This is a genomic window from Pseudomonas sp. PvP001 (genome assembly GCF_040546375.1).
GTDB lineage: Bacteria > Pseudomonadota > Gammaproteobacteria > Pseudomonadales > Pseudomonadaceae > Aquipseudomonas > Aquipseudomonas coleopterorum.
The window spans coordinates 3,918,851-3,941,915 of record NZ_JBEPNQ010000001.1 but is presented as its reverse complement, the minus strand read 5'-3'; the positions used below and the strand labels follow the sequence as shown (position 1 = coordinate 3,941,915).

The 23,065-nt window shown below is 57.7% G+C and carries 19 protein-coding genes and 1 pseudogene; 10 read left to right on the top strand and 10 right to left on the bottom strand.

Annotated elements, in window-relative coordinates; genetic code table 11:
* Positions 1-86 precede the first annotated feature (86 nt).
* Positions 87-1,304 (top strand): chromate efflux transporter, encoded by a 1,218-nt coding sequence (gene chrA / locus ABMD26_RS18105; protein ID WP_354311077.1) that lies wholly within the window; start codon positions 87-89, stop codon positions 1,302-1,304.
* Between the two features lie 992 nt (positions 1,305-2,296).
* On the opposite strand, the gene ABMD26_RS18100 is transcribed toward chrA, so the two are convergent.
* Both ABMD26_RS18100 and ABMD26_RS18095 read right to left on the bottom strand, forming a co-directional pair.
* Positions 2,297-3,274, bottom strand: a complete 978-nt coding sequence (locus ABMD26_RS18100; RefSeq protein WP_354311075.1) for a dipeptidase — start codon at positions 3,272-3,274, stop codon at positions 2,297-2,299.
* 57 nt (positions 3,275-3,331) lie between these two features.
* Positions 3,332-3,943, bottom strand: a pseudogene (locus ABMD26_RS18095) (MFS transporter); the annotation flags it as partial.
* A gap of 38 nt (positions 3,944-3,981) precedes the next feature.
* Between ABMD26_RS18095 and ABMD26_RS18090 the strand changes: the two are divergent.
* The 4 genes from ABMD26_RS18090 to ABMD26_RS18075 all read left to right on the top strand — a co-directional run bounded on the left by ABMD26_RS18090 (position 3,982) and on the right by ABMD26_RS18075 (position 8,176).
* Positions 3,982-4,764 carry a zinc-binding dehydrogenase gene (locus ABMD26_RS18090; RefSeq protein ID WP_354311073.1) on the top strand — a complete coding sequence of 261 codons (783 nt, stop codon included), beginning with the start codon at positions 3,982-3,984 and terminating at the stop codon, positions 4,762-4,764.
* Positions 4,761-5,864, top strand: a complete 1,104-nt coding sequence (locus ABMD26_RS18085) for a mandelate racemase/muconate lactonizing enzyme family protein (protein ID WP_354311071.1) — start codon at positions 4,761-4,763, stop codon at positions 5,862-5,864. The genes ABMD26_RS18090 and ABMD26_RS18085 overlap by 4 nt, the downstream gene beginning before the upstream one ends.
* A gap of 199 nt (positions 5,865-6,063) precedes the next feature.
* Complete coding sequence (locus ABMD26_RS18080; RefSeq protein ID WP_354311069.1) at positions 6,064-7,383, top strand: NAD(P)/FAD-dependent oxidoreductase; 1,320 nt, start codon at positions 6,064-6,066, stop codon at positions 7,381-7,383.
* A gap of 10 nt (positions 7,384-7,393) precedes the next feature.
* Positions 7,394-8,176, top strand: coding sequence for an NAD(P)-binding domain-containing protein (locus ABMD26_RS18075; protein WP_354311068.1), 783 nt, complete (start codon positions 7,394-7,396; stop codon positions 8,174-8,176).
* On the opposite strand, the gene ABMD26_RS18070 is transcribed toward ABMD26_RS18075, so the two are convergent.
* A complete protein-coding gene (locus ABMD26_RS18070; protein ID WP_354311066.1) occupies positions 8,173-9,198 on the bottom strand; it encodes a GlxA family transcriptional regulator in 1,026 nt (341 codons plus the stop codon). The two genes, ABMD26_RS18075 and ABMD26_RS18070, sit on opposite strands and share 4 nt — an antisense overlap.
* Before the next feature lie 218 nt (positions 9,199-9,416).
* On the opposite strand from ABMD26_RS18070, the gene ABMD26_RS18065 reads away from it, so the two are divergent.
* The 4 genes from ABMD26_RS18065 to ABMD26_RS18050 all read left to right on the top strand — a co-directional run bounded on the left by ABMD26_RS18065 (position 9,417) and on the right by ABMD26_RS18050 (position 14,431).
* Positions 9,417-10,868, top strand: coding sequence for an aldehyde dehydrogenase family protein (locus ABMD26_RS18065; protein WP_354311064.1), 1,452 nt, complete (start codon positions 9,417-9,419; stop codon positions 10,866-10,868).
* Positions 10,869-10,971: 103 nt separating this feature from the next.
* A complete protein-coding gene (locus tag ABMD26_RS18060) occupies positions 10,972-11,910 on the top strand; it encodes a LysR substrate-binding domain-containing protein (RefSeq protein ID WP_354311062.1) in 939 nt (312 codons plus the stop codon).
* A 131-nt stretch (positions 11,911-12,041) separates the two neighbouring features.
* Positions 12,042-13,298: an aromatic ring-hydroxylating oxygenase subunit alpha gene (locus ABMD26_RS18055; protein ID WP_354311060.1), complete on the top strand. Its 1,257-nt coding sequence runs from the start codon at positions 12,042-12,044 to the stop codon at positions 13,296-13,298.
* 5 nt (positions 13,299-13,303) lie between these two features.
* Positions 13,304-14,431, top strand: a complete 1,128-nt coding sequence (locus ABMD26_RS18050) for an FAD-binding oxidoreductase (RefSeq protein WP_354311840.1) — start codon at positions 13,304-13,306, stop codon at positions 14,429-14,431.
* Positions 14,432-14,530: 99 nt separating this feature from the next.
* Here ABMD26_RS18050 and ABMD26_RS18045 read toward each other — a convergent pair whose 3' ends face one another.
* A complete protein-coding gene (locus ABMD26_RS18045) occupies positions 14,531-15,391 on the bottom strand; it encodes a DMT family transporter (protein WP_354311058.1) in 861 nt (286 codons plus the stop codon).
* A gap of 352 nt (positions 15,392-15,743) precedes the next feature.
* On the opposite strand from ABMD26_RS18045, the gene ABMD26_RS18040 reads away from it, so the two are divergent.
* Complete coding sequence (locus tag ABMD26_RS18040; RefSeq protein ID WP_354311056.1) at positions 15,744-16,307, top strand: LuxR C-terminal-related transcriptional regulator; 564 nt, start codon at positions 15,744-15,746, stop codon at positions 16,305-16,307.
* Here ABMD26_RS18040 and ABMD26_RS18035 read toward each other — a convergent pair.
* The 6 genes from ABMD26_RS18035 to ABMD26_RS18010 all read right to left on the bottom strand — a co-directional run bounded on the left by ABMD26_RS18035 (position 16,300) and on the right by ABMD26_RS18010 (position 22,946).
* A complete protein-coding gene (locus ABMD26_RS18035) occupies positions 16,300-17,238 on the bottom strand; it encodes an ornithine cyclodeaminase family protein (protein WP_354311054.1) in 939 nt (312 codons plus the stop codon). The genes ABMD26_RS18040 and ABMD26_RS18035 overlap by 8 nt on opposite strands.
* 71 nt (positions 17,239-17,309) lie before the next feature.
* Positions 17,310-18,506, bottom strand: a complete 1,197-nt coding sequence (gene fdhA / locus ABMD26_RS18030; protein ID WP_354311052.1) for a formaldehyde dehydrogenase, glutathione-independent — start codon at positions 18,504-18,506, stop codon at positions 17,310-17,312.
* Between the two features lie 29 nt (positions 18,507-18,535).
* Positions 18,536-19,876, bottom strand: a complete 1,341-nt coding sequence (dddP, locus tag ABMD26_RS18025) for a dimethylsulfonioproprionate lyase DddP (protein ID WP_354311050.1) — start codon at positions 19,874-19,876, stop codon at positions 18,536-18,538.
* An 86-nt stretch (positions 19,877-19,962) separates the two neighbouring features.
* The gene (proX, locus tag ABMD26_RS18020; RefSeq protein ID WP_354311047.1) at positions 19,963-20,991 is read right to left on the bottom strand and encodes a glycine betaine/L-proline ABC transporter substrate-binding protein ProX; all 1,029 of its coding nucleotides are present in this window, start codon (positions 20,989-20,991) and stop codon (positions 19,963-19,965) included.
* A 56-nt stretch (positions 20,992-21,047) separates the two neighbouring features.
* Positions 21,048-22,001: a glycine betaine/L-proline ABC transporter permease ProW gene (gene proW, locus ABMD26_RS18015; protein ID WP_354311045.1), complete on the bottom strand. Its 954-nt coding sequence runs from the start codon at positions 21,999-22,001 to the stop codon at positions 21,048-21,050.
* Positions 22,002-22,028: 27 nt separating this feature from the next.
* Positions 22,029-22,946: a quaternary amine ABC transporter ATP-binding protein gene (locus ABMD26_RS18010; RefSeq protein ID WP_354311043.1), complete on the bottom strand. Its 918-nt coding sequence runs from the start codon at positions 22,944-22,946 to the stop codon at positions 22,029-22,031.
* Between the last annotated feature and the right edge of the window lie 119 nt (positions 22,947-23,065).

Here is a 23,065-nt window from a genome sequence, read left to right as displayed (position 1 = left end):
CCCAATGTTGAGTGCTGAGCTTGCTCCAAATCCGAGTGGATGGAATTCAGTAATCCAATGGCATCAGCTACCGTGGAGCTTGAGTATTGTCAGCAGAAAACGGCACGAAAGTGATAAGACCTGATTCCGCCTGGTCAGTGTTTCTAGTGTTCTTACGCTTGGGACTTACGTCTTTCGGAGGCCCGATTGCGCATTTGGGGTACTTTCGCGAGGAGTTTGTTGTTCGACGGCAATGGCTTAGCGATCGCAGCTATGCCGACCTGGTCGCGCTTTGCCAATTTCTTCCAGGACCTGCGAGCAGTCAAGTTGGCATAGGATTGGGGCTATCGCGTGCCGGTTTGTCAGGTGCCATTGCTGCGTGGGCCGGTTTCACATTGCCATCAGCTATCATCCTGGTTTTATTTGCTCAGGGTATGGCGACGTGGGGAAGCACTTTCCCAAGCGGCCTATTGAGCGGACTCAAAATCGTCGCAGTTGCGGTCGTTGCTCAAGCAGTCTGGGGTATGGCCCGCAATCTTTGCACCGACGTGCCCCGCGTAACCATTGCCGCTTTTTCGGCATGCGCGGCGCTTTGGTTGCCCAACGCAACAGGACAGCTTGGTGTGATGGTCTGTGCGGCTGGAGTCGGTTTGGTGTTTTTGAAACCTGTTCAAGGCCTAGTTACAGAATCGTTACCGATCGCAATCAGCCGGAAAGTGGGTGTGGTTTCATTGGCTTTGTTTTTCAGCCTATTGGCAGGCCTTCCATTACTACTGCAGGCCTTGCCCTCCCAAACACTCGCCATGTCGAACGACTTTTACCGGGCTGGCTCATTGGTATTTGGCGGCGGGCACGTGGTTTTGCCGTTGCTGCAGGCGGCAACGGTACCCAACGGCTGGGTAGCCAACGATGCGTTCCTGGCAGGATATGGCGTAGCGCAGGCGGTACCTGGTCCGCTTTTTACCTTTGCAGCATTTCTCGGTGCGTCTATGAACGTCCAGCCCTCAGGTTGGACGGGCGCATCAATATGCCTCATCGCTATTTTCGCGCCTTCATTCCTTCTCATACTCGGCGTGTTGCCATTCTGGGAACGACTGAAGCATAGCGTTCGCATCCAGGCCGCGCTTGTAGGCGTCAACGCGGGAGTGGTCGGGCTACTTTTGGCGGCTTTGTACAACCCGGTCTGGACAAGTGCCATATCAAAACCCGCGGACTTCGGATTGGCGCTGATGGCTTTTGTTGCCCTGATGTTCTGGAGGGCCCCACTTTGGCTGGTTGTCTTGGGTTGCGGCTTAATCGGAAGGCTATCAGCACTGGTCCTATAAGCATCAAGCTGAGCCTTGCGATGCGTCGAAGGAGCCCGAGATATCGATTATTGGTGCCTCTTGGACTCGGAAAATCCCCAAGCATACGTAAATCGTATCCATCCATACCCCTATCAAATCCATAACCGCAGCTGCATCTAGCCACCGTGTCTTCGTCATGAGCCTGCCTCTGTGACAGATCGCTGCACCACCCTGGTTATATTGATCAGAGAAAACAGGCTTCTCTCTCCTCGCTTCTTCCCGGTAAGGCTAAACCTAAACCGCAATAGAAAAACTCTTAAGCCACTGATATTTATGAATAAATAAATTTAGGTAACGTATTTTATCACCAGTAACGTCACCCAACTGCGTGTAGCTAGCGCCTTACGTCTTTGCAACGATGTCGGCTAGCCGCCAAAACAATCGATCTATATGTTGCAATTGGCCGCCTTCAATATTATGTCAGTACCGGGCGTATTGGCGCAGCTGTTCTTGCGAATGAGCACGATGAGGCAGGTGAACCTAAAGCAGCCACCCGAACCATCAACGGTGTCGGACTCAAAACGCCCCACACAGGATTTGCGGGTGATCAGCGTGCCAACAAAACTGAGCATCGCGTCCAGGCACTGGCAAAGATTGAACTGCTCGCACGGCACCAGCGCCGGCATGGCCCAATTGGTATCGCCTTGGCCAAGCCTAAGTAGCGTAGCGCTATGCCAAATGAAGATATCTCGAACGCCCGAGCAGCGACGGTTCATCTGTAGTCAGGGATGAGCAGTTTTCAGAGCTTCGCGCCCCCCCTCATGATCCGCTCGAAACATACCGCAGCAGCAGAGAAACCCAGTAGCGTGCCATCATCAACTGCATCACCGGCAGCGCTTAGGATCTTGGTGATGCCGTTCCCGGCGGCGAGGATGAACATCACAATAGGCAAAGCATCATGCCAATAGCACGCCGCCTCGATTGACTGATAGGCTGGACCGCTGTGCTTAGTTGTTGGCTTTCGATACTGATCACTTATCCCATACCTCCTCGAACACCCGCATCCAGTTCGCCCCCATGATCTTGCCCACTACTCGCTCCGAATGACCACGCTTGAGTAACGTCTCAGTGAGATTAGGGAAGTCGCCCACGGTACGCATACCGAGCGGATTGATGATCTCGCCGAAGCGAGTCAGGCGCCTTGCATACCCTTTGTCATGGGTCAGGTATTCGAAGAAGTCCTGACCGTGACCCTGAGTAAAATCGGTGCCAATACCAACTGCATCTTCGCCGACAATATTCATGATGTACTCAATGGCTTCAGCGAAATCATCTATGGTGGCGTCCACGCCCTTGGCCAGGAACGGCGTAAACATAGTCACGCCAACAAAACCACCGTGATCCGCAATAAACTTTAATTCCGCATCGGTTTTGTTCCGGGGATGCTCCTTCAGTCCCATGGGTAAACAGTGCGAGTACGTCACCGGCTTGCTCGAAGTCAGAATTACCTCCTCACTAGTACGTGAGCCAACGTGGGACAAATCGCACATGATCCCAACGCGGATCATCTCAGCGACGATCTCTCGGCCGAATCCCGATAGTCCACCATCACGCTCGTAGCTACCCGTCCCCACCAAGTTTTGCGTGTTGTAGCACAGTTGTACGATACCCACGCCCAACTGCTTGAATATCTCCACATAGGCGATCTGGTCCTCGAAAGCGTGGGCGTTTTGGAAGCCAAAAAGGATGCCAGTCTTGCCCAGTGTCTTCGCCTTGCGGATGTCCGCAGTGGTCCGCACTTGCATGACCAAGTCACTGTTCTCCCGGATCAGCTTCTGGCTAGCAGCGATGGTATCTATAGTCTTTTGGAAACCTTCCCACACAGAAACCGTGCAATTAGTAGCCGTCAGACCGCCTTTGCGCATATCCTCAAACAACTCACGACTCCATTTAGCGATCACCAAGCCATCGATCACAATGCTCTCATCGTGTAATTGGCGCGCGTTCATGCCGCATCCTCCTTTTCAATGGATACGCGTACCAATCGCGCGCATCGTTGCTCAAAATCAACCTGCACGGCTAATAACCTTCAATCCACACACCGGCTTCTCTCCCGGCTCTTCGTGCAAGGAAATACGCGAGGTTTCCGGTAAGGACAACCCGCCTAGTAACGCCAGCAGGGCGATTAACACAAGGTAAAAGGCCGGCGCCAAGCTACTACCGCTGTGGTCGATCAGCCATGTAGCCACCAGCGGCGCAGTACCGCCGAACAGCGTGTAGGCAATGTTGTATGTGATTGCCGAGGCGGTGTACCGGGTACGAGTAGGGAAAACCTCGGAAAGTAAAGCGGCCGTGACTACTCCTGACAGCACAGCGCCTACCGCTAGCAAAATTACCCCGACGATCGCCGCGTAAAATTGACCGGAGCTAGCCAGCCAGTAAGCCGGAAACACCGTTAGAATCACCCAAAAACAGGTGACGGCTACTGTCCGGCGCCGGCCGAATCGATCAGAGAAAGCCCCTGCCGCCGGGCATGCCCCGGCCGCAAACAGCAACGCCATCGTTGAAACCATCAATGACTGCGCACGACTCAGATGCCCGACGACCTGCAAGTATGTAGCGAAGTACGTGGTGAACATGTAGAAGGACAGCGCAGTCAGTGAGATAAAAGCTCCCGCGGATTCAAGGTGCCGACTGCTGCGGTTACATCGTTTCCGTGGGACAAGACGTTGCAACTTCACGCATTGGCGAACGCGTGATCGTCAGCAATCTTCTGCGTACCTATGTGGACTACCGGCCCTTCGAGTGCTGGACATTTGGCAGCGAATGCGACGGCGGGTTTGCACAGTTTGCCGTGGCCCCCTCCAGAGAGACGCTCAAGGTGGAGTGCGAATGGACCGATGCGGAACTGGCATCGCTACCCTGCTCCTATTTCACCGCGGAAAACATGCTTCACAGACTGAAACTGGGCAAAGAAACCGTCTTGGTCACTGGCGCCTCGGGTGGCGTGGGTTCTGCAGTAGTCCAACTGGCCAAACGCCGTGGCGCAACGGTAATCGCGCATTGCTCTGCCTCTAAAGCGGATGAGGTCAGGTCGTTAGGCGCTGATCGCATCATTGATCGCAGCGCCGACCTGGTCTCGGTACTGGGCGAAAACTCGGTGGATGCGGTGGTGGACGTGGTGGGTGGTGATCATTGGTCGGACCTATTACGCGTGCTCCGGCTGGGCGGCCGCTACGCCATCGCTGGCGCAATTGCGGGTCCCATCGCAGAGATCGATCTCAGAACTCTTTACCTCAAAGACCTGACGCTCTTCGGTTGCACGTTCCAGGACGATGAAGTTTTCACCAATCTGATTTCATACGTCGAGTCGGGTGAAATACGTCCGGCTGTAGCCAAAACGTATCCGCTAAGTGAAATCCATCAAGCGCAGCAAGACTTCTTGAATAAAGCGCACATGGGCAAATTGGTACTGATCATTCCGCAGGTAACGCCATGAAAATTGCCAGTATTGATGTCTACACCCACGAATTGCCTGTCGTGGATGGCCCTTACACAATGGCCAACCGCATCGTCTATTCATTGACGACCACACTGGTCAAAATCGTTGCAGACAACGGACTTGTCGGGTGGGGCGAGACCTGCCCTGTCGGCCCCATTTTCGCCGAATCCCATTCTCTGGGTGCCGTAGCGGCCCTGACCGAAATGGCCAAGGGGCTCATTGGCACTGAACTGCTCCCAGTGCCCCTGCACCGCCGCATGGACAAGCTGCTCAAAGGTCATCACTACGCCAAGGCGGCGATCGATATTGCCGCGCACGACGTGTTGGGCAAGCATCTGAGTTTGAGCGTTTCTGACCTGCTGGGTGGGGCGCTGACCGATCGCGTGCCCTCCTACTCTGTTGTTGGGATCAACGATCCCGACGAATCCGTTCGCCTGGCTATCGACAAACGCGACCAAGGGTTTCCCCGTATTCAAATGAAACTAGGGGGTAGGCCAATCGAAGAGGATATCGCGGCAATCAATAAAGTCTGGGAAGCCGTGGGAAGTTCACGTATCAAGCTCGCCGTGGACGCCAATCGAGGTCTGAACACGCGCGATACATTGAGGCTCTGCCGCGAGTGCGCACACGTGCCTTTCGTCCTGGAACAGCCTTGTGAAACCATTGAAGACTTCCAGAAAATCCGTCCGCAAATCAGTCATGCCATGTACATGGACGAAAGTTGCACAAGTATAAATACGACGGTCACTGTAGCGGGAACGGGATTGGTCGATGGTTTCGGCATGAAGGTCACTGCTTTGGGTGGCTTACATCCGATGCGAGCGTTTCGCGACATCTGTGCGGCCCGCAACTTACCTCATACCTGCGACGATTCATGGGGCGGAGACCTGATGGCAGCCGCCTGCACGCACATTGGTGCTACCGTCTCTCCCGAACTGTTGGATGGCGTTTGGATCGCCGCGCCCATGATCGAAGGTAACTTCGACTCGAAGAATGGTGTATGCATAGAAGATGGCCATATCAGGCGCCCCTCAGGATCCGGCTTGGGCGTTGTGCCAGAAGATGGCATTTTTGGCGAACCAGTAGCGTCGTTTTAGATTCACTCCCCTGCAGACGCTTGGCGGCAGTACCAAGCGTCTGGCGAAATAGCCTGCAGTAATCATTGCCTGCAGGCTGTTCCTTAATTGCCAACTCGGCACATACGCAATGGCCAAACCTTCCATGAGTTGTCCCGATCGTTATAGGGCTCATCATCCTGCCGATGCGATAGTGCGGAAAAAGAAGGAAGTGGCATCAATGTACAGAAATACATCCACTCCGGCCGACGACAATGGCTGTGGCTGGTTTCACCTCAGCCCGTCACGCAACCCGCGGCCCGCCCACAGCGGCCGCACCAACGCACGCTGGGTGGTATTGGGCGCGGGCTTCACCGGGCTCGCCGCCGCGCGCCAATTGGCCCTTAAATTCCCCCAGGACGAGATCGTGCTGATCGACGGGCAGCAGGTCGGCTACGGTGCCTCTGGGCGTAATTCCGGCTTCGCCATCGACTTGCCCCATGACATCGGCGCCCCGGACTATATCGGCGATCCAGCCACGGCGCGGATGAACCTGAAGCTCAATCACTTCGCCCAATCAATGATTCGCACGCTGGTCGCGGACTGTTCTATAGACTGCCAATTGCGCTCGGACGGCAAGTACCAGGCCGCCGTAGAAGACAAAGGTCTGGCGGTATTGCAAGCCTACCGGAGCGGCCTGGACAAGCTCGGCCAGCCCTACGAAATCATCGATTCCCGCGATTTACCGGAGCATCTTGGTACGTCGTTCTATCGCCAGGCGCTTTACACCCCTGGCACGATGCTGTTGCAGCCAGCGGCATTGGTGAGAGGGCTCGCCGACAACTTACCAGCGAACGTCAGCCTGTACGAAAACACCGTCATCACCGGTATCGAACGGGGAGACAAAATCACGCTGCGCCACGCCGACGGTGAATTTGTGGCGCACGAACTGCTGCTCTGCAATAACGCCTTCGCCTCACATTTCGGATTCTTGCCGGGCCGTCTGCTACCGGTTTTCACGTATGCCAGTATGACCCGGCCGTTGACCATCGAGGAGCAGACACGCCTGGGCGGCAAGCAGACCTGGGGCATCATCCCTGCCGACCCTTTCGGCACCACGTTGCGGCGTACACCCGATCAGCGTTTGCTGGTGCGTAACAGCTTCAGCTTCAACGCCAATGGGCAGGCACAGCAGCGCTTCCTGGACCGCGCCGCACGTCACCACCGCACGTCGTTTGACCGGCGCTTTCCAATGCTGGCGAACATGCCCTTCGACTACACCTGGGGCGGGTCCATGTGCATGTCGCGCAACCATTCGTCCTACTTCGGCAGTTTGGCGCCGAACGTCTACGGGGCTCTGTGCTGCAACGGTCTGGGTATCACGCGTGGCACCGCAACGGGCACACTGCTGGCCAACTGGCTGGCAGGAGAGCAGGACGAGTTGACGGCCTTCCTGCTCGCCTCGCGCGGCCCCAACCGCAATCCGCCAGAACCGTTACTCAGCCTGGGAGTGAATCTGAACCTCAACTGGGGCCAGCACCGTGCTGGCCTGGAAGCCTGAAGGAGACATCATGCAGAGTCTGGGCATCCTGGGAGTGGGTGAGTTGACCGAAAAAGTCGTGCACGGCCTGCGCCGTAGCGGCTTCGACGGCGTTATCCTGTTGTCACCGCGCAACACTGAGCGTGCTCAGGCACTTGCCACTGAATGCAGTTGTGAGGTCATGCCGAGCAATCAGGCGTTGGTGGAAGAGGCCGGCATACTCTTGCTCGGGGTACGGCCAGACAGCGTTGCGCAGTTGGCCGCAGAGATCACCGTCAAACCCGGCCAGCACTTGCTATCCTTGGTCGCCGGGCTGCACTTGAACACGCTGCAGGCGACCTTTCCCACAGCTGTGTGTATACGGGTGATGCTCTCCTACACCGCGCAGTTCAACCAGTCGACGGTGGTCGTCTATCCGCCCGACGAAACCGCCCAGCAGTGTCTCGGCCCGCTGGGTTCGCTAGTGTTGGTGGACAATGAACCGGCGTTTGAGCTGGCCACTGTGGCAGCCTGTATGAATGGCTGGTTCTATTTCCTGCTCCATGACCTGCAACACTGGCTCGTCGACAAAGGCATGCCTGCCGAACAGGCGCGCACGCTGGTGCTGGGTAATCTGGAGGACTGTCTGTTCAGCGCCCGCGCGCATCCGGAGCGGAGTCTCAAGGCGTTGGGCCGGGCAATCGCCACACCGGGTACATTCACGGCAACCGGTCTCGAAGTGCTCAATCACCAGCCAGGCAGCGCTACATGGGGCGCTGCCTGCGAGGTCGTATTCGATGCTTTGCTCACTCGCTCGCCGCCCCCATCGCCTTAAAGCTCCGGGTCCGCCCTGACGCTCTTACCGAGGCTGTCACTGTTGAAACGTTCCACTTCATGCCGGCGCTTGCGGAAGCTGTAGGGCGTTTCACCGTACTGCTTGCGAAACCACAGAATGAAGTGCGAAGCGTCGGAGAAACCGCTGGCCAAAGCGATAGTGGTGACGTTGTGGCTGGTATTCACCAGTAGGCGACGGGCGTGATCCAGACGCAACTTGCGCCAGTAGTTGGCCGGAGCTTCCTGAGTATTGGCCACGAATTCACGGTGCAGTTGCCGGGGATGTGTACCCACCGCCTCTGCCACTGCCTTGAGTGAAAGCGACACATCCAAATTGTCACGCATGAATGCGATGGCCTGCTCCACCCGCTCGTTCTGGTAGATCCGATGAGTCTGCTCGTGATCTTCGGCGCGATCTTCCACCAACAGGTACTCCAGGCCCTTCTGCGCCCGCACCTCACCGCAGTGACGGCGGATCAGGCTGGCAGCCAGGTCGATGGCGGTGCCGCCCGGGCAGGTGATGATGCCGCGGTCTTCCACGTAACTCTTGTCGATCACCGAGTTCGCCAAGGGAAACAACGCTTCGAACTCTTCGCGAATGGTAAAATGCACGGCGCACCTCCGGCCATCTAGCAGCTTGGCCTTACCCAATACGAAGGATGCCGAACACAGCGCAATTATCGGGATATCGGCAGCATGCACATCAAGCAACGCATCAAGCAGCCAATCGGGCGGGTTGCGTGTTTCTCCCAGCAGACCTCCGGCGATGACGATGTAGTCGTACCGGGCAAATAGATTCAATGGGCGGGTAGGCGAGATCGGCATGCCACAGCTAGCGTGGATCGGCTGATCATTGCAGGTCATCCAATCCCACTGACAGTACACCTGCTGGCTGCGAAACGACTTATCAGCGGCAAAACGCAAGGAATCGACCAAACCTGCCACCGGCACCAGCGTGAACTGATTCATCAGCACGAACCCGACACGCAGGTCCGGCTTGATCTCGGCGGGCTGAGTGATCATGTCTCGCGCTCCAGTGCAGCCGGGGAATGTTCGGCAAGCTCAGTATACGACTGGCAATGCGTCCGAAATATAATACAAAGACAGCTATATCCTAGATTCAAGACAAGCCAGGCGCTGAACGGTCCCAGTGTTCTATCAATTGTCTTGCCCGTGATAGCGGGCACCGGCGTGCGCTAAGCATCATGCAGGCAAACCCAAGAATAAAGGATTCGGTCTGCATGAACCCCGTCACCAAAAGCAGCTACGTCAACGGCGCCTTCGCTCCTCTCGACAACAGCAACGAGTTGCTGGAAAACCGCAACCCGTCCAATCCGCAGGAAGTGATCGAGCGATTTGTACGCGCCGACCAGGCCCTGACCGAACACGCCATCGGCGCCGCTCGCCGGGCCCAGCCAGAATGGGCGCGCAGCAACCCGCAGCTACGCGCCGACGCGTTGGACTTTATCGGCAGCGAAATCCTCGCCCGCCGCGAAGAGTTGGCCATCCTGCTCGCGCGCGAAGAGGGCAAAGTAGTGCGCGAGGCGCTGGGGGAAGTGGACCGCGCCGGTCGCTCGTTCAAGTTCTATGCGCAGGAAGCGCTGCGAGCCTCTGGCGAGAAATACGAATCGGTGCGTAAGGATGTGGGCATCGACGTCATCACCCAGCCGTTGGGCGTGATCGGCATCATCGCACCGTGGAATTTTCCGATTGCCATCCCTGCCTGGAAGATTGCGCCAGCACTCTGCTTCGGTAACTGTGTAGTGTTCAAACCCGCGGAGCTGGTGCCATCCTCGGCATGGGCATTGGCAGAAATCATCTCCCGAGCCGGCCTGCCAGCAGGAGTGTTCAACCTGCTGATCGGGCCGGGGCGCAGTGTCGGCGATACCCTGATTCGCTCTCCACAGATCGATGGCATCAGCTTTACCGGCTCCGAACATACCGGCCGGCAAATCGCTCAGCTCGCGGCGCAAGGCATGAAGAAGGTACAACTGGAGATGGGCGGCAAGAACCCGCTGATCGTTCTCGATGATGCCGATCTGGAACAGGCGGTCGAGGTGGCGCTCAACGGTTCGTTCTACAGCACCGGCCAACGCTGCACTGCAAGTTCACGGGTGATCGTCACTGCAGGTGTTTATGATGCATTTGTGGCGCGGCTGGCCGAGCGCACCCGTGCCCTGAAAGTCGGGGACGCGCTAGAATCCGCCACCGACATCGGCCCGGTGGTGGATGCACGACAATTGGAGCAGAACCTAGCGTACGTGGCCAGCGGCCTTGAGCAAGGCGCAACGCTGGTATGCGGTGGCCAGCGCGTTGAAAACCCGACAGGTGCGTACTTCTTCACGCCTGCGCTGTTTACCGACGTGAACCCTGACATGCGCATTTACCGCGAGGAGATCTTCGGGCCAGTGTTGAGTGTGCTGAAGGTACGCGATTACGAAGAGGCCTTCGCCGCTGCCGAGGACACCGTGTTCGGTTTGTCTGCGGGCATCGTCACTACATCGTTGCGTCATGCCGAACACTTCAAGCGCAATAGTACGGCGGGGATGGTGATGGTCAACCTGCCGACCGCCGGAGTCGACTATCACGTGCCGTTTGGGGGCAATGGTGCATCGAGCCTGGGGTCGAGCGAGCAAGGCACCCATGCGCGGCAATTCTTTACCCGGGTCAAGACTACTTACCAGTTGGCTTAAGAACTGACGCTGACGAGCCTGCTCATAGAAATCAGTGACGCGTACACTCTATGGAACGAGCTCGTCGTGTGACCGGCTTGCCTGCACATGAGTAAGAGAAACAATGAAAGCTCAAGAAGCCAGCCCCCGACACAAAGGTTACCGGCGGATCATTCCGTCGATGACCGCCCTTCTCCAGTTTGAATCCGTCGCCCGCCTGAAAAGCTTCACCCAGGCAGCGAAGGAACTGGGGGTCACCCAGGCGGCCGTTAGCAAACAGGTCAAGGTGCTTGAGGAAAACGTCGGGGCTCAATTGTTTCACCGCTTGCACCGCAGCATCCAACTGACCAATGAGGGTCTGGCCTTGTTCGCGACCATTTCCGAATCGCTGCAGAAAATCGCTACAGTATTCGACCAGATCAACCAGGAGGGCGGTCGACGGGAAATCATTCTTGGCGTCACTTCGTCCTTTTCGCAGTTTCAGCTTCTACCTCGCCTGTCCCGCCTGCGCGATGGGCTGCCGGACATCCAGCTGCGTCTGGTCACGCAGATGTTTACCGGTGACTTGCGCACCCAGGAAGCTGATCTGTACGTACGCTACGGCAATGGTCAGTGGGATGACGGCGAAGTGATCCTGTTGTTCGACGAAGAAATCTTTCCCGTTTGCTCGGCTGAATGGTTGGCCCGAAACCCCAGGCCCGAAACCCTCGAAGCATTGGCTGCCACCGGCCTGCTGGACTCCGACTCTACCACCGAAGGCTGGATGACCTGGCAAGGCTGGTTCAAACAATTAGGGCTGATCACACACAAGTTGCACTATACCCTGCGCTGTAACCTGCATGCCGATGTGGTACACGCTGCACTCCACGGCTACGGCATCGGCCTCGGCTGGGGGCGTGCAGTTGAACATCTAATAGCCAGTGGCGAGCTGGTTCGACTCGAGCCTTATTTTGTCCGCCCCACCGATGCTTACTATGCGGTCATCCCGGACGGGCGCATCGCAACGCCTGAAGTCTGGGCAGTGATCCGTTGGTTACAGGACCGTAAACCCTTGTCGGAATAATCGAAAGCACGCTCATAACTTAATGTAATGCGAGCCGTAAAAATAGGCGCATTGACGGTATTTTTAGCCACTCAGATAATCCTTCCACACGCATTGGTAATACTTAAAATAAAAATGCCTGAGGAATAATGATGAGCACTGCGCCGATTAAAACGCACCGTGAAGTGATCGAGTCTCGAGAACCCAATTGTGGTCTTCCGGGTGAAATCTTCAGTCGACAGGATATATTCGAAACCGACGTTGATATATTTTTCACCCGGCATTGGATATTGGTGGCGGTGACCGCAGACGTTGCCGAGCCAGGCGATGTCTTCACCACCGATATCGGCAAATCGTCGATCATGGTGCTGCGCGACGATGATGAACAGATTCGCGCCTACCGCAACGTCTGCCGCCACCGCGGTGCGCGCTTGAAAGCGCCCGGCAAATCAACTGTCGGCATGCTAGTTTGCCCCTACCATCAATGGACCTACGACCTCGACGGCAGCCTCAAGCACGCCGCGCATATGGGCAAGGGCTTCGATCCAACATGCCGCAGCCTGATCCCTGTGCACTGTAAAGTCATCGGTGCGCATGTATTTGTGTGCTTGAGCGAGGACGCCCCAGCAGATATTGCCATTCAGGAAGAGGTCATTGGTGCACGCTTTGCGCCATATGAGCTGACCAAGACGCGCATCGCTTACGAACTTGACTATATCGAGAACGGCAACTGGAAACTGGTGATGGAAAACAACCGCGAATGTTATCACTGCGCGGCCACTCACCCGGAACTGATCGTCTCTTATCAGTCCGAAGATCTCGGCGTCAGTTTTGAAGAAATGAGCGAAGACGCGCGCGCATCCTATGATGCCTATCAGATTCGCAAAGCGGGGATCGAAGCCAACTGGGAAAGCGAAGGTCATCTCCATACCACTGTGGAGCACTTGGACGGCGATACTGCTACCCAGTTCCGCACCCAGCGCATGATTATCGCCGGCAGTGGAGAGTCCCAGACGCTCGACACCAAGGTCGCCTGCACCAAACTGCTGGGCAACCTCGCCCGTCGCGACCTCGGCGACACGCACCTGTGGGGCAATAATGGCTGGGCTCACGTAATGAGCGACCATGCGATGATCAGTTGGATCATCCCCCTGGCGCCGGATCGAACCTTGGTGCGCACCAAGTGGCTGGTGCATCAGGATGCTGTCGAAGGCGTCGATTACGATCTCCAGCGCCTGACCGAGGTCTGGGTTGCCACCACCCAGCAGGATGCCAACTTGGTTGCGATTACCCATAGCGGCACTCAGGACCCTGCTTACATCCCCGGCCCTTATTCAGAGTTCACCGAGACGTACGTTGACCAGTTCGTCCGCTGGTACGACGCCCGTCTTGCAGTGCATGGAGTTTAACGATGATGAGCATGCGTGAAAACATCGCCAGCCTGCGTGCTGACCAGCGCTTCGTCGACACTGATCACTGGGCCGCCCACGGCGCCCAGTGGGCCAGCGGCGAGAGCAAACGCATCGAATGCCTGAGCGTGGTGGCCGAGACCCACGACGTGAAGACGTTCGTTTTCCATTCCCCAGATTACCCTGCCCTCGCCTACGAACCCGGCCAGTTCCTGACCGTGTCCCCCGTCATCGAGGGCCAGAGCATTTCGCGTTGCTACACGCTGTCATCCACACCGACCCGGCCGTTCACCTTCTCGATCACCGTTAAGCGTGTACCGGGTGGTGCAGTGTCCAACTGGCTGCACGACAATCTCCAGGCGGGCGATGCACTGGCGGCCTCCGGCCCGGCGGGTATTTTTACGCCTGTGGCAGGGCCGGCGCGCAAGTTGCTGTACCTTTCCGCCGGTTCGGGGATTACTCCACTGATGGCAATGACCCGTGCCGCGGGCGACTTGCACGCAGACCTGGACATTGTCTTCGTGCACAGCGCGCGCACGCCCAAAGACATTATCTTTCGCGAAGAGCTGGCCCGCCTCGAACGCTCCATGCCGCGCCTGCGCACCCTGTTCTTCTGTGAGGGCCTTGGCGATGAGCCGAACTGGGCCGGCCCAATCGGACGCTTGTCGATCGATGAGCTTGAGCAGCGAATCCCCGACTTCATGGAGCGCGCAGTCTTCACCTGCGGCCCCAAAGGGTACATGGATGCGGCCAAGGCACTGCTTGGCAATGCTGGTTTCGACATGACGAGTTATCACCAGGAAAGCTTCGACATAAACGCCGAAATCGTGGTCGAACCGACGCCAATCACTGCCCACGCTCAGGTACAGGACACCTTCACCGTACGCCTGGCCCGCTCGGGTAAAGAATTCACCATGACCGCCGAACAGACCGTGCTATCGGCGGCAAAAAAAGCCGGCGCGGTGGTGCCCTCTTCCTGCAGCCAGGGTGTGTGCGGCACGTGCAAAACTGCCGTGCTCGAAGGCAGCGTCGAGATGAAACACAATGGCGGCATCCGCCAGCGCGAGATCGACAAAGGCTTGCGCTTGCTATGCTGCAGTCGTCCGACTTCAGATCTGGTTATCGACCTTTGAGATGGCGCCTTCGGGCGTCTTGTCAGATATCACCTTCGCGCCGCATTTGCCCTGATGAACACCCGCGGCCGGCGTAACAATACGCCAGCCTTCGCGACATCAGCGCCGGAGCGAGTAGAGCCCACCCAGCACCACCAGCACCGCGCCCACTACCAAGGTGGTCTCCACCGCCTCGCCAAACCACACCACACCCAGCACTGATGCGAACACCAGCAGCGAATAGTTGAACGGCTGCAAGGTTATCGCCGCCGTAAAGTTCAGCGCCTGGACTAGTAACATCTGGGCCATTACCCCACTGATCGAGAGCACCAGCATCAGGACCGCTTGCTGCGAAGTCGGCGTCACCCACTGAGGCAGACCGATCACCGTCGACGCGACCGCTCCCCATAAGCCCATATACAACATGTTGGTGCCAAAGCTGTCGGCGCCGCTGATCCTGCGCGTGAGCACACTGAAGCAGGCAAACATCAATGCCGCCAGCAGTGGAATCAGCGAAGCGGGGCTGAACACACCCATGCCGGGCTCGAGGATTATCAAAGTGCCGACGAAGCCGATTACCCCCGCCAGGCACTGGCGCAGGTTGAGTCGCTCACGCAACAACACGGCGGCCATGGCCATGGTCAAAAGCGGGAAAACCGCGTAAATCGCGTGGGTCTCGGCCAACCCCAAGTAGCGTAGCGCCAAGCCGAAGACGACGATCTCGAAAACGCCCAGCAGCGAGCGTGCCATTTGCAGCCAGGGATGAGCGGTCTTCAGCGCGCTGCCAATGCCACCCTTCATCTGCACAAAACATAACGCGAACAGCAGGAACACCCAATACCGCACCATGACCAACTGCGCCACCGGCAGGTCTCTTACCAGCGTCTTGGTAATCCCATCCTGGGCTGCGAAGATGAACATCGACAGCAAGCACAGGATGATGCCAATACGTGCCCCGTTAGCCCGCACGGCATCACTCATTAGTTGAACCGTTGTATTCATGATAGCACCCCCCCAGGCAGATTCATTAGCCCCACACCTCGCCGAACACTCGCATCCATGCGCATATCTTCGAACGACCCCTAGTCCCATCTATCAATGATCTGGCAATGACCAGACCATAACTCACACTACTACCGTCGTGCACGTCACGCGCATTCATCCCGTGTGTCCTTTTTTTATGTAAATGTGGTCCAGTTGCCACGCAGGACAAGCGCGCGCAGTGATAAGCTGAATATCATCATAAGCACGCTGATTCAGGGCGACCAGACTTGCTGATCACCTAGGTAATCGGCGTTTTTACACTCATAAAGCTCGGAGAGAAACGATCGTTATGCGCGAAGAAGATTGCCTCGATTCCGAATATCTTCTTCATCATTTACCCGTCGCCGTGATCATTGCTCGCCATCGTGTGATCCTGAATTGCAATGCCCTCGCACTGACCCTGTTTCGCGCCAGCGACGTGCAACTCGTCGGCGCGTCGTTCGCGATGCTGTACCCCCAACAGAAAGACTTCGAAACGGCTGCCGAGCATTTCGCCCCCCTGCTCTCGCGACATGCCGATTTCCATGACGACCGCTTGATGCGCCGCCTGGACGGCACGCACTTCTGGGTGACCGTGCGGGGTTACGGCTTCAACCGAAGTAATCCTTATGAGTTGGCCGCCTGGGTGTTCACCGAGGCGGACTCCCCGGGACGCGAGGGTTTGAGAGGGAAAGTGAGCCTCACCGCACGTGAACGTGAAGTTGCTGCACTACTTGTAGACGGCTTGACCAGCAAGGAAGCGGCGAAAAGCCTGGGCATCAGCCCCCGGACTGTGGATATTCACCGCGCCAGTTTGCTGCGCAAATACGCCGTCAATTCCACACCCGAACTGATCCGGCAGATCGTCAACTAACCTGTGACGCCAGGCATCGCAGTACGTACTGACAAATTGTCAAATCCAAATGCGCACCGCCAGCATTCTTGTACAGAGTGATATCGTCCGCACCGCGCAGGATTTCGCCCGACTGACAGATCTCGAAAAGGTCGGCATCGATACTTTCTTCGCCAATAAGCCCGGCCAGCAAGGGAATACTTAGGTCACCTGAGTTAAGCGCACTTTTGCGATCATCCACATACAGCCTGGCACGCCTGACCAGATCAGTGTCGGCCTCCTGCATGTCAGGCCTGAAGCCTCCGACCAGGTCGACATGCGTGCCGGGGCGTACCAGACGACCCTTGATCAGAGGCTCAGACGACGCCGTCGCCGAGACAATGATATCCGCACGAGCGACAGCCTCGTCCAGGTCCGAGACCAGGGTGGTCTCGATACCCCGCTCACGAAGTTTGGCAGCAAAGGGCTCTAGTTTCGGCAACGTCCTGTTCCACAACATCACCTGGCGGATGCCCGGCCGGATGTGCAAATAGGCCTCGGTCAACGCACGCGCCACTGGCCCCGCGCCAAGCACCAGCAAACCGCTGCTGTCCTCGCGACTCAGACGCTCCCCCGCGAGCGCAGAATCCCCGGCGGTCTTCCAAGCCGTAATCGCCGAACCATCGCAAATCGCGACCAGTGCCTTTGTATGCTCGTCGATCACTACGAACAGCGCCTGCTCGGCCGGCAAGGATGGCGTTGCCTGGTGGTTGCCGGGAAAGATCGAGACAATTTTCACGCCGCCGCCAAGGCCCGGCAAGATCACACCCCTGCTGAACAGACCACACTCGCCGTCACCTAGGAAAAAATCGTCAATCTGTGGCCGTGAGCCAAAATGCATGCGCCACAATGCATCGAGCACACCGGCCCAGTTCAGAACGGCATTGATCTGTTCGGCAGAAACAAGCTTCATCTCAGGCAAACGCTCCGTCTGTTCTGGAGGTGGTGAGATCCGGGCCGCGAGTAACACGGCCCGGACCGGTTTCAGGAGAACGTCTTGTGTGGGTCTATGACGAATTTCTTCGGCACGCCCGCATCGAACTCACCATAACCCTTCGGCGCGTCATCCAGACTGATAACCTGCACACCGACTACTTTAGCAATGTTAATGCGGTCCCACATGATCGCCTGCATCAGTGCGCGGTTGTATTTCATTACCGGCGTCTGGCCCGTATGGAAGCTATGGGACTTGGCCCACCCCAGACCAAAGCGAATGCTGAGTGCACCGATTTTTGCTGCTGCGTCGACCGCACCTGGGTCTTCGGTGACGTACAGGCCGGGGATACCGATCTTGCCGGCAACCCGTACCACACCCATCAACGAATTGAGTACGGTGGCCGGGGCTTCGTGCTTGGCACCTTCATGGCCATGGCCACGGGCTTCAAACCCCACGGCATCGACCGCGCAGTCGACTTCCGGCTCGCCTAGCAGGCTGACGATCTGCTCGTGCAGTGGCGTGTCCAGGGACAGGTCTGCGATCTCGAATCCCTGGGCCTTGGCGTGGGCCAGACGCGCAGGGTTCAAGTCACCCACAATCACCACCGCCGCACCGAGCAGGCGCGCAGAGGCCGCGGCCGCCAGCCCGACCGGGCCGGCACCCGCGATATAAACGGTACTGCCCGGACCGACGCCGGCCGTTACGGCACCGTGATAACCGGTCGGCAAAATGTCCGAGAGGCACGTCAGGTCACGGATCTTCTCCATGGCCTTGTCGCGGTCGGGCAGCTTCAGCAGGTTGAAGTCGGCATACGGCACCAGCACGTATTCGGCCTGCCCGCCGGTCCAGTCACCCATGTCGACATAACCGTAGGCACCGCCGGCGCGCGCCGGGTTGACGGTCAAGCACACACCGGTGTGCATTTCCTTGCAGGAACGGCAACGACCGCAGGCGACGTTGAACGGCACCGAGACCAGATCGCCGGTCTGCAGGTGCTCGACGTCATTGCCCTTCTCGATGACAACACCGGTAATCTCATGCCCCAGCACCAGGCCAACCTGGGCGGTGGTACGGCCGCGGACCATGTGCTGGTCGGAGCCACAAATATTGGTAGCGACCACCTTTAGGATCACCCCGTGCTCGATCTTTCTGCCACGCGGGTCCTGCATCTTGGGATAGTCGATGTTCTGCACCTCAACCTTGCCGGCGCCCTGATAAACCACACCTCTGTTGTATGCACTCATGTTTGTCTACTCCTGTGACAGCTACGTGTTTAATCCTGCAGAAAACTGCTCTCGAACGGGTAGCGGGTCAGCACCTCGCAACCGCTCTCGGTCACCAGTAACTGATTCTCCAGCTTGATGCCATCGCGACCGCCCACTTCGCCTATGTAGGCCTCGACGCACAGTGCCATACCCGGTTGCAGCACGCCCTCATAGCCATACGAATCGACATCTTCCGGGTAGCGGATGCACGGATACTCATCGCACAGCCCCACACCGTGGAACATTACGCCGTATCGCTGGGCGCGACAGGACTCAGGCAGCCGGTGGCCGAGGGCCGTCAGCTCGGTGAAGCCAATGCCAGGGCGGACCAGCCCGGAGTTGAAGCTGACGTGTTCGTGGGCAATGCGGTACAGGCGCTTCTGTTCAGCGCTGGGTTCTCGATCCCCACAAATCCAGCTACGCGACATGTCCACGCACATGCCGTAGACGCCGATCAGGTCGGTGTCGAACGACAACAGGTCGCCGTCGCTGAGCACCCGCGGGCCGGACTCTTGATACCAGGGATTGGTGCGTGGGCCGGAGCTCAAAATGCGCGTTTCGATCCACTCGCCTCCGCGACGAATATTGCCAGCATGAAGTGCCGCCCAGACATCGTTCTCGGTAGCGCCGCTGCGCATCGCCAGGCGCATTTCGGCGATTGACGCCTCACAGGAAGCCACCGCGCAGCGCATGGCCTTAATCTCGTCCGGGCCTTTGATCACTCGCGCAAGCTCGGTGATTTCTTGGCCGCTCTGGACCTCCACACCCAGGGCGTCGAGCGCGCGCAGGCCGGCGATTTCGATACGGTCCACGGCCAGCCTGCGGTTGCCGCCGCCATGGGTTCGCAGCAAATCATCTATCTGTGCGGCGAAGCGTGCGGCGTGCTGCTCAGTGCGCTCGCCGGTTTCAAAGTAAAAGAACGAAGCGCCACTGCGCAGTTCACTCACCAATGGCAGGTGCCTGGAAAGATGGTCGCAGCCGTGAAAGTCCCACAGCACCACATGCCCGCTGGCCGCGACGAAGCAGGCACGCGCGGGGTTATGAGTGGTCCACAGCTGCATATTGGTTGTGTCGGTGGCGTAGCGGATGTTCAACGGGTCGAACAACAGGATGCCTGCAACATCGCGGGCGACCAGTTGGTCCTTGAGACGCTGCAGACGATACTCGCGCATCGCTGTTAGCAGAGGTGCCTCGAGACCCAGCTCGGACCATTCCGCGAAAGCCAGTGGGTTCGGGCCGATTTCGGTGCGGTCGTTGTCATCAGGTGACCCGTCGGCCTTGAGGGAGCAGCGGCGAGATGGATCGATTCGACGGATGTGAGCGGTGATGGGGAGTGAAGAGCTGTTCATGTTAGTCCGGTCACTCTGACGTCTGTTTGGCGAGGTACGGAACGGGCTTCTGTCAACTCAGAATACCGTTCCGTCGGCGGTGAGAGTCAGTTTCTCGCCTGTGCTCCTGTTGCCCGCGCAGCCTTGACCCAGCCATCGAACTGTACCTGATGCGCAGAGATCCATTCTTCAGCATGACGCTGGATATCCGCCCTGGATTTCTCGCCTTGCTGCATTTTCAGGTTTTGCGCACTTTCGTCGGCTGCAGGAATCTGTACCAGCGACAGATATTTCACGGCAGCCGGGTTTTTCTCGGCAAATTTGCGGTTGATGAGCGCCTGCACGGTGTCGATCGCGAAGCCCAGGTTTTTACCCTGATACATTGTGCTGACCGTGTTGTCGCCGCCCGGAAGATCAGTCTTGGGCACCTCCAGCCAAACCACGTCCCGGCCATCAACCAGCACCCCCGCAACCCATTGCGGCGTCCAGGTGAAATAGAACACTGGCTTGCCTTCTTTGAAACGCGTAATCGTGTCGGCCATCAAGGCGAAGTACGAGCCCTGGTTGACGTGTATCGACTTCTGCAAGTCGTAGGCTTTCATATGGTGTTCAATCACCAGTTCACAGCCCCAGCCCGGGTTACAGCCAGTCATGTCCGCCTTGCCGTCGCCGTCGGTATCAAACAGCTTGGCGATCTCCGGCTTCTTCATGTCGGTGATGTACTTGATGTTGTATTTATCTGCGGTTTTCTTGTCGATCACGTAACCCTGCAACACGCCCGGCAGAATATTGCCGACTTTCAGCATGCTTTCGTCGCCACCTGCTTTCTGATAGAAGCTCGCATGCAGTTTGTCCCAGAAGCTGACTGTGAAGTCCGCGTCACCGAAACCGACCGCCAGGACCATCGTGGCATATTCGGTTTCCTTTGGAGTCTGCACTTGGTAGCCCAGCTCACGTAATCCGGCCAAAGCGATCTCGCCACGGAAGCGCTCTTCATCGACAGACGGGAACGCCGGGGTGATCTTCACGCCATCCCCCGGTTTGTCCACCGAAGCGCTGGCGCCCAGGCAAACGATGCTGAGGGCCAGCGCACAGGCGCTTTGCAGAAAACTCCGGGTGAATGTAGATGCGTGCATCTTCGCGTACCTTTTTCTGGTTATTGTGTGGGTGGCGTCAGCTGAAGCGGAAAATCTCAGGCGGGCTCGCGCGGCGTTGTGGGCTTCCCGGCCCCGACCAGGCGCATGAACACGCCTGCAGGGCCGGTGTGAAACCAGCGAAGGCTTGGGTCGGCATTTGTGCGGGCGCCCATGGCCTGCGTTAGTCGGTCGAGGAAGATCGCCAGCAGCACCAGGCCGACACCGCCCACCGTCGCCAGGCCCATGTCGAGCCGACCAATGCCGCGCAGGACCATCTGGCCCAAGCCACCGACGGAAATCATCGACGCGATCACCACCATGGACAACGACAGCATCAGGGTCTGGTTGAGCCCAGCCATGATGGTCGAACTGGCCAGCGGCAACTGCACGCGAGTGAGCATCTGCCGCGGCGTGCAACCGAAGGCGCGGGCGGCCTCGATCTTGTCTTCTGGCACCTGGCGGATACCAAGGTTGGTCAACCGCACCAGGGGCGGCAGGGCAAAGACGATCGTGACCAGCACGCCCGGCACATTGCCGATACCGAAGAGCATCACCACTGGCACCAGGTAAACGAACGCAGGGAGGGTCTGCATGGCGTCAAGCAGCGGTCTGGTTACCCGCTCCAGCCTGTCACTGCGCGCACACAATATGCCTAATGGGATGCCGATCAGCGCGCAGAAAAACACCGCGGTGAGCACCAACGCCAGAGTTGTCATTGATTCCGACCAGACTCCGATCATGCCCAGAAGGGTCAGGGTTACGAAGGCCAGCAGCGCCATACGTTTGCCGGCAAGCTGCCAGCCCAGGAGTGACGACAGCAGAATGCCAATAGTCGGCGGAATGCTCTGCAAGGTGAACTCGATCCCATTGAGCACCTGGTCAATAGGCCAGCGAATGGCCCGGAATACATCGCGGAAGTTGTGAACCATGTAATTCAGCACGCTTTCAACCCACGTACCTAGGGGGATCGTCGCTGACTGGAAGGGATCGAGAAAACTGAAATCGGACATCGGGACGTACCTCTTGTGCCAGGTCGCTCAGTGAAAGCTCGGCGTTTGTTTCAGTTCTTTTTGACAGATACCGCAAACCGCGGCGCTATCGACCTGCGCAACGTCGTCGGGTTTGAGTAACCTCGACACGTCGAAGCTTTTGAAAAACGCGCGCACATAATCGTTGGCGGGCTGGTTGATCAACTCCAACGGAGTACCGATCTGGACGATGCGTCCGCCCTCCATGATCGCAATGCGATGGCCGATGCGAGTAGCTTCCTCGATGTCGTGAGAGATGAAAATGATGGTCCTTTGCTGCTCGGCCTGCAATCGGATCAGCTCGCCCTGCATCTCGTGACGGATCATCGGGTCGAGAGCGGAAAACGCTTCATCCATCAGGAGGATAGTCGGGTCATTGGCTAAGGCCCGAGCCAGGCCGACACGCTGCTGCATGCCGCCTGATAATTGATGGGGATAGCAGTATTCCTGACCGGCCAGGCCTACCTGGGCCAGGGCCTCCCGGGCGCGTAGATGGCGCTCAAGTTCGCCCACACCCGAGATTTCAAGACCGAATGCGGTGTTTTCCAGCACGCTCATGTGCGGCATCAGGGCGAAGGATTGAAACACCATGCTCATGTCCTTGCGGCGCACATCGAGCAGGGCCTTGTCGCTCAACCCGGTGATTTCCCGACCATTGAGATGAATGCTGCCGGAAGTGGGTTCGATCAGGCGGTTGAACAAGCGCACCATAGTAGACTTGCCGGAACCGGAGAGGCCCATGATTACGAATATCTCGCCACGCTTGACGGAAAAGCTGGCATCGAACACGCCGACGACATGACCCGTTTTCCTGAATATCTCTTCCTTGTCGGCTCCGCTGTTCAACATCTTCATGGCAACGTCCGAATCAGGACCAAAGACCTTGTAGATGTTCTTCACCGAAAGAATGTCATCGGTATGGTTCATACAACCCTCTTCTTATATTTTTAACCGAACAGACTGAACTCTATCTTGGTCGTTACGCCCTGAATTGTATGAGAGGGTCAATTTGTATTATCCCGGCACCGGAATACCGTGACGCGCTG

Excerpts from the sequence above, each read along its gene's own strand:
- ABMD26_RS18100 (WP_354311075.1), bottom strand. The coding sequence starts at position 3,274 with ATGAACGCGCGCCAATTACACGATGAGAGCATTGTGATCGATGGCTTG.
- ABMD26_RS18085 (WP_354311071.1), top strand. The coding sequence starts at position 4,761 with ATGAAAATTGCCAGTATTGATGTCTACACCCACGAATTGCCTGTCGTG.
- ABMD26_RS18080 (WP_354311069.1), top strand. The coding sequence starts at position 6,064 with ATGTACAGAAATACATCCACTCCGGCCGACGACAATGGCTGTGGCTGG.
- ABMD26_RS18075 (WP_354311068.1), top strand. The coding sequence starts at position 7,394 with ATGCAGAGTCTGGGCATCCTGGGAGTGGGTGAGTTGACCGAAAAAGTC.
- ABMD26_RS18070 (WP_354311066.1), bottom strand. The coding sequence starts at position 9,198 with ATGATCACTCAGCCCGCCGAGATCAAGCCGGACCTGCGTGTCGGGTTC.
- ABMD26_RS18065 (WP_354311064.1), top strand. The coding sequence starts at position 9,417 with ATGAACCCCGTCACCAAAAGCAGCTACGTCAACGGCGCCTTCGCTCCT.
- ABMD26_RS18060 (WP_354311062.1), top strand. The coding sequence starts at position 10,972 with ATGAAAGCTCAAGAAGCCAGCCCCCGACACAAAGGTTACCGGCGGATC.
- ABMD26_RS18055 (WP_354311060.1), top strand. The coding sequence starts at position 12,042 with ATGAGCACTGCGCCGATTAAAACGCACCGTGAAGTGATCGAGTCTCGA.
- ABMD26_RS18050 (WP_354311840.1), top strand. The coding sequence starts at position 13,304 with ATGAGCATGCGTGAAAACATCGCCAGCCTGCGTGCTGACCAGCGCTTC.
- ABMD26_RS18045 (WP_354311058.1), bottom strand. The coding sequence starts at position 15,391 with ATGAGTGATGCCGTGCGGGCTAACGGGGCACGTATTGGCATCATCCTG.
- ABMD26_RS18040 (WP_354311056.1), top strand. The coding sequence starts at position 15,744 with ATGCGCGAAGAAGATTGCCTCGATTCCGAATATCTTCTTCATCATTTA.
- ABMD26_RS18035 (WP_354311054.1), bottom strand. The coding sequence starts at position 17,238 with ATGAAGCTTGTTTCTGCCGAACAGATCAATGCCGTTCTGAACTGGGCC.
- fdhA (WP_354311052.1), bottom strand. The coding sequence starts at position 18,506 with ATGAGTGCATACAACAGAGGTGTGGTTTATCAGGGCGCCGGCAAGGTT.
- dddP (WP_354311050.1), bottom strand. The coding sequence starts at position 19,876 with ATGAACAGCTCTTCACTCCCCATCACCGCTCACATCCGTCGAATCGAT.
- proX (WP_354311047.1), bottom strand. The coding sequence starts at position 20,991 with ATGCACGCATCTACATTCACCCGGAGTTTTCTGCAAAGCGCCTGTGCG.
- proW (WP_354311045.1), bottom strand. The coding sequence starts at position 22,001 with ATGTCCGATTTCAGTTTTCTCGATCCCTTCCAGTCAGCGACGATCCCC.
- ABMD26_RS18010 (WP_354311043.1), bottom strand. The coding sequence starts at position 22,946 with ATGAACCATACCGATGACATTCTTTCGGTGAAGAACATCTACAAGGTC.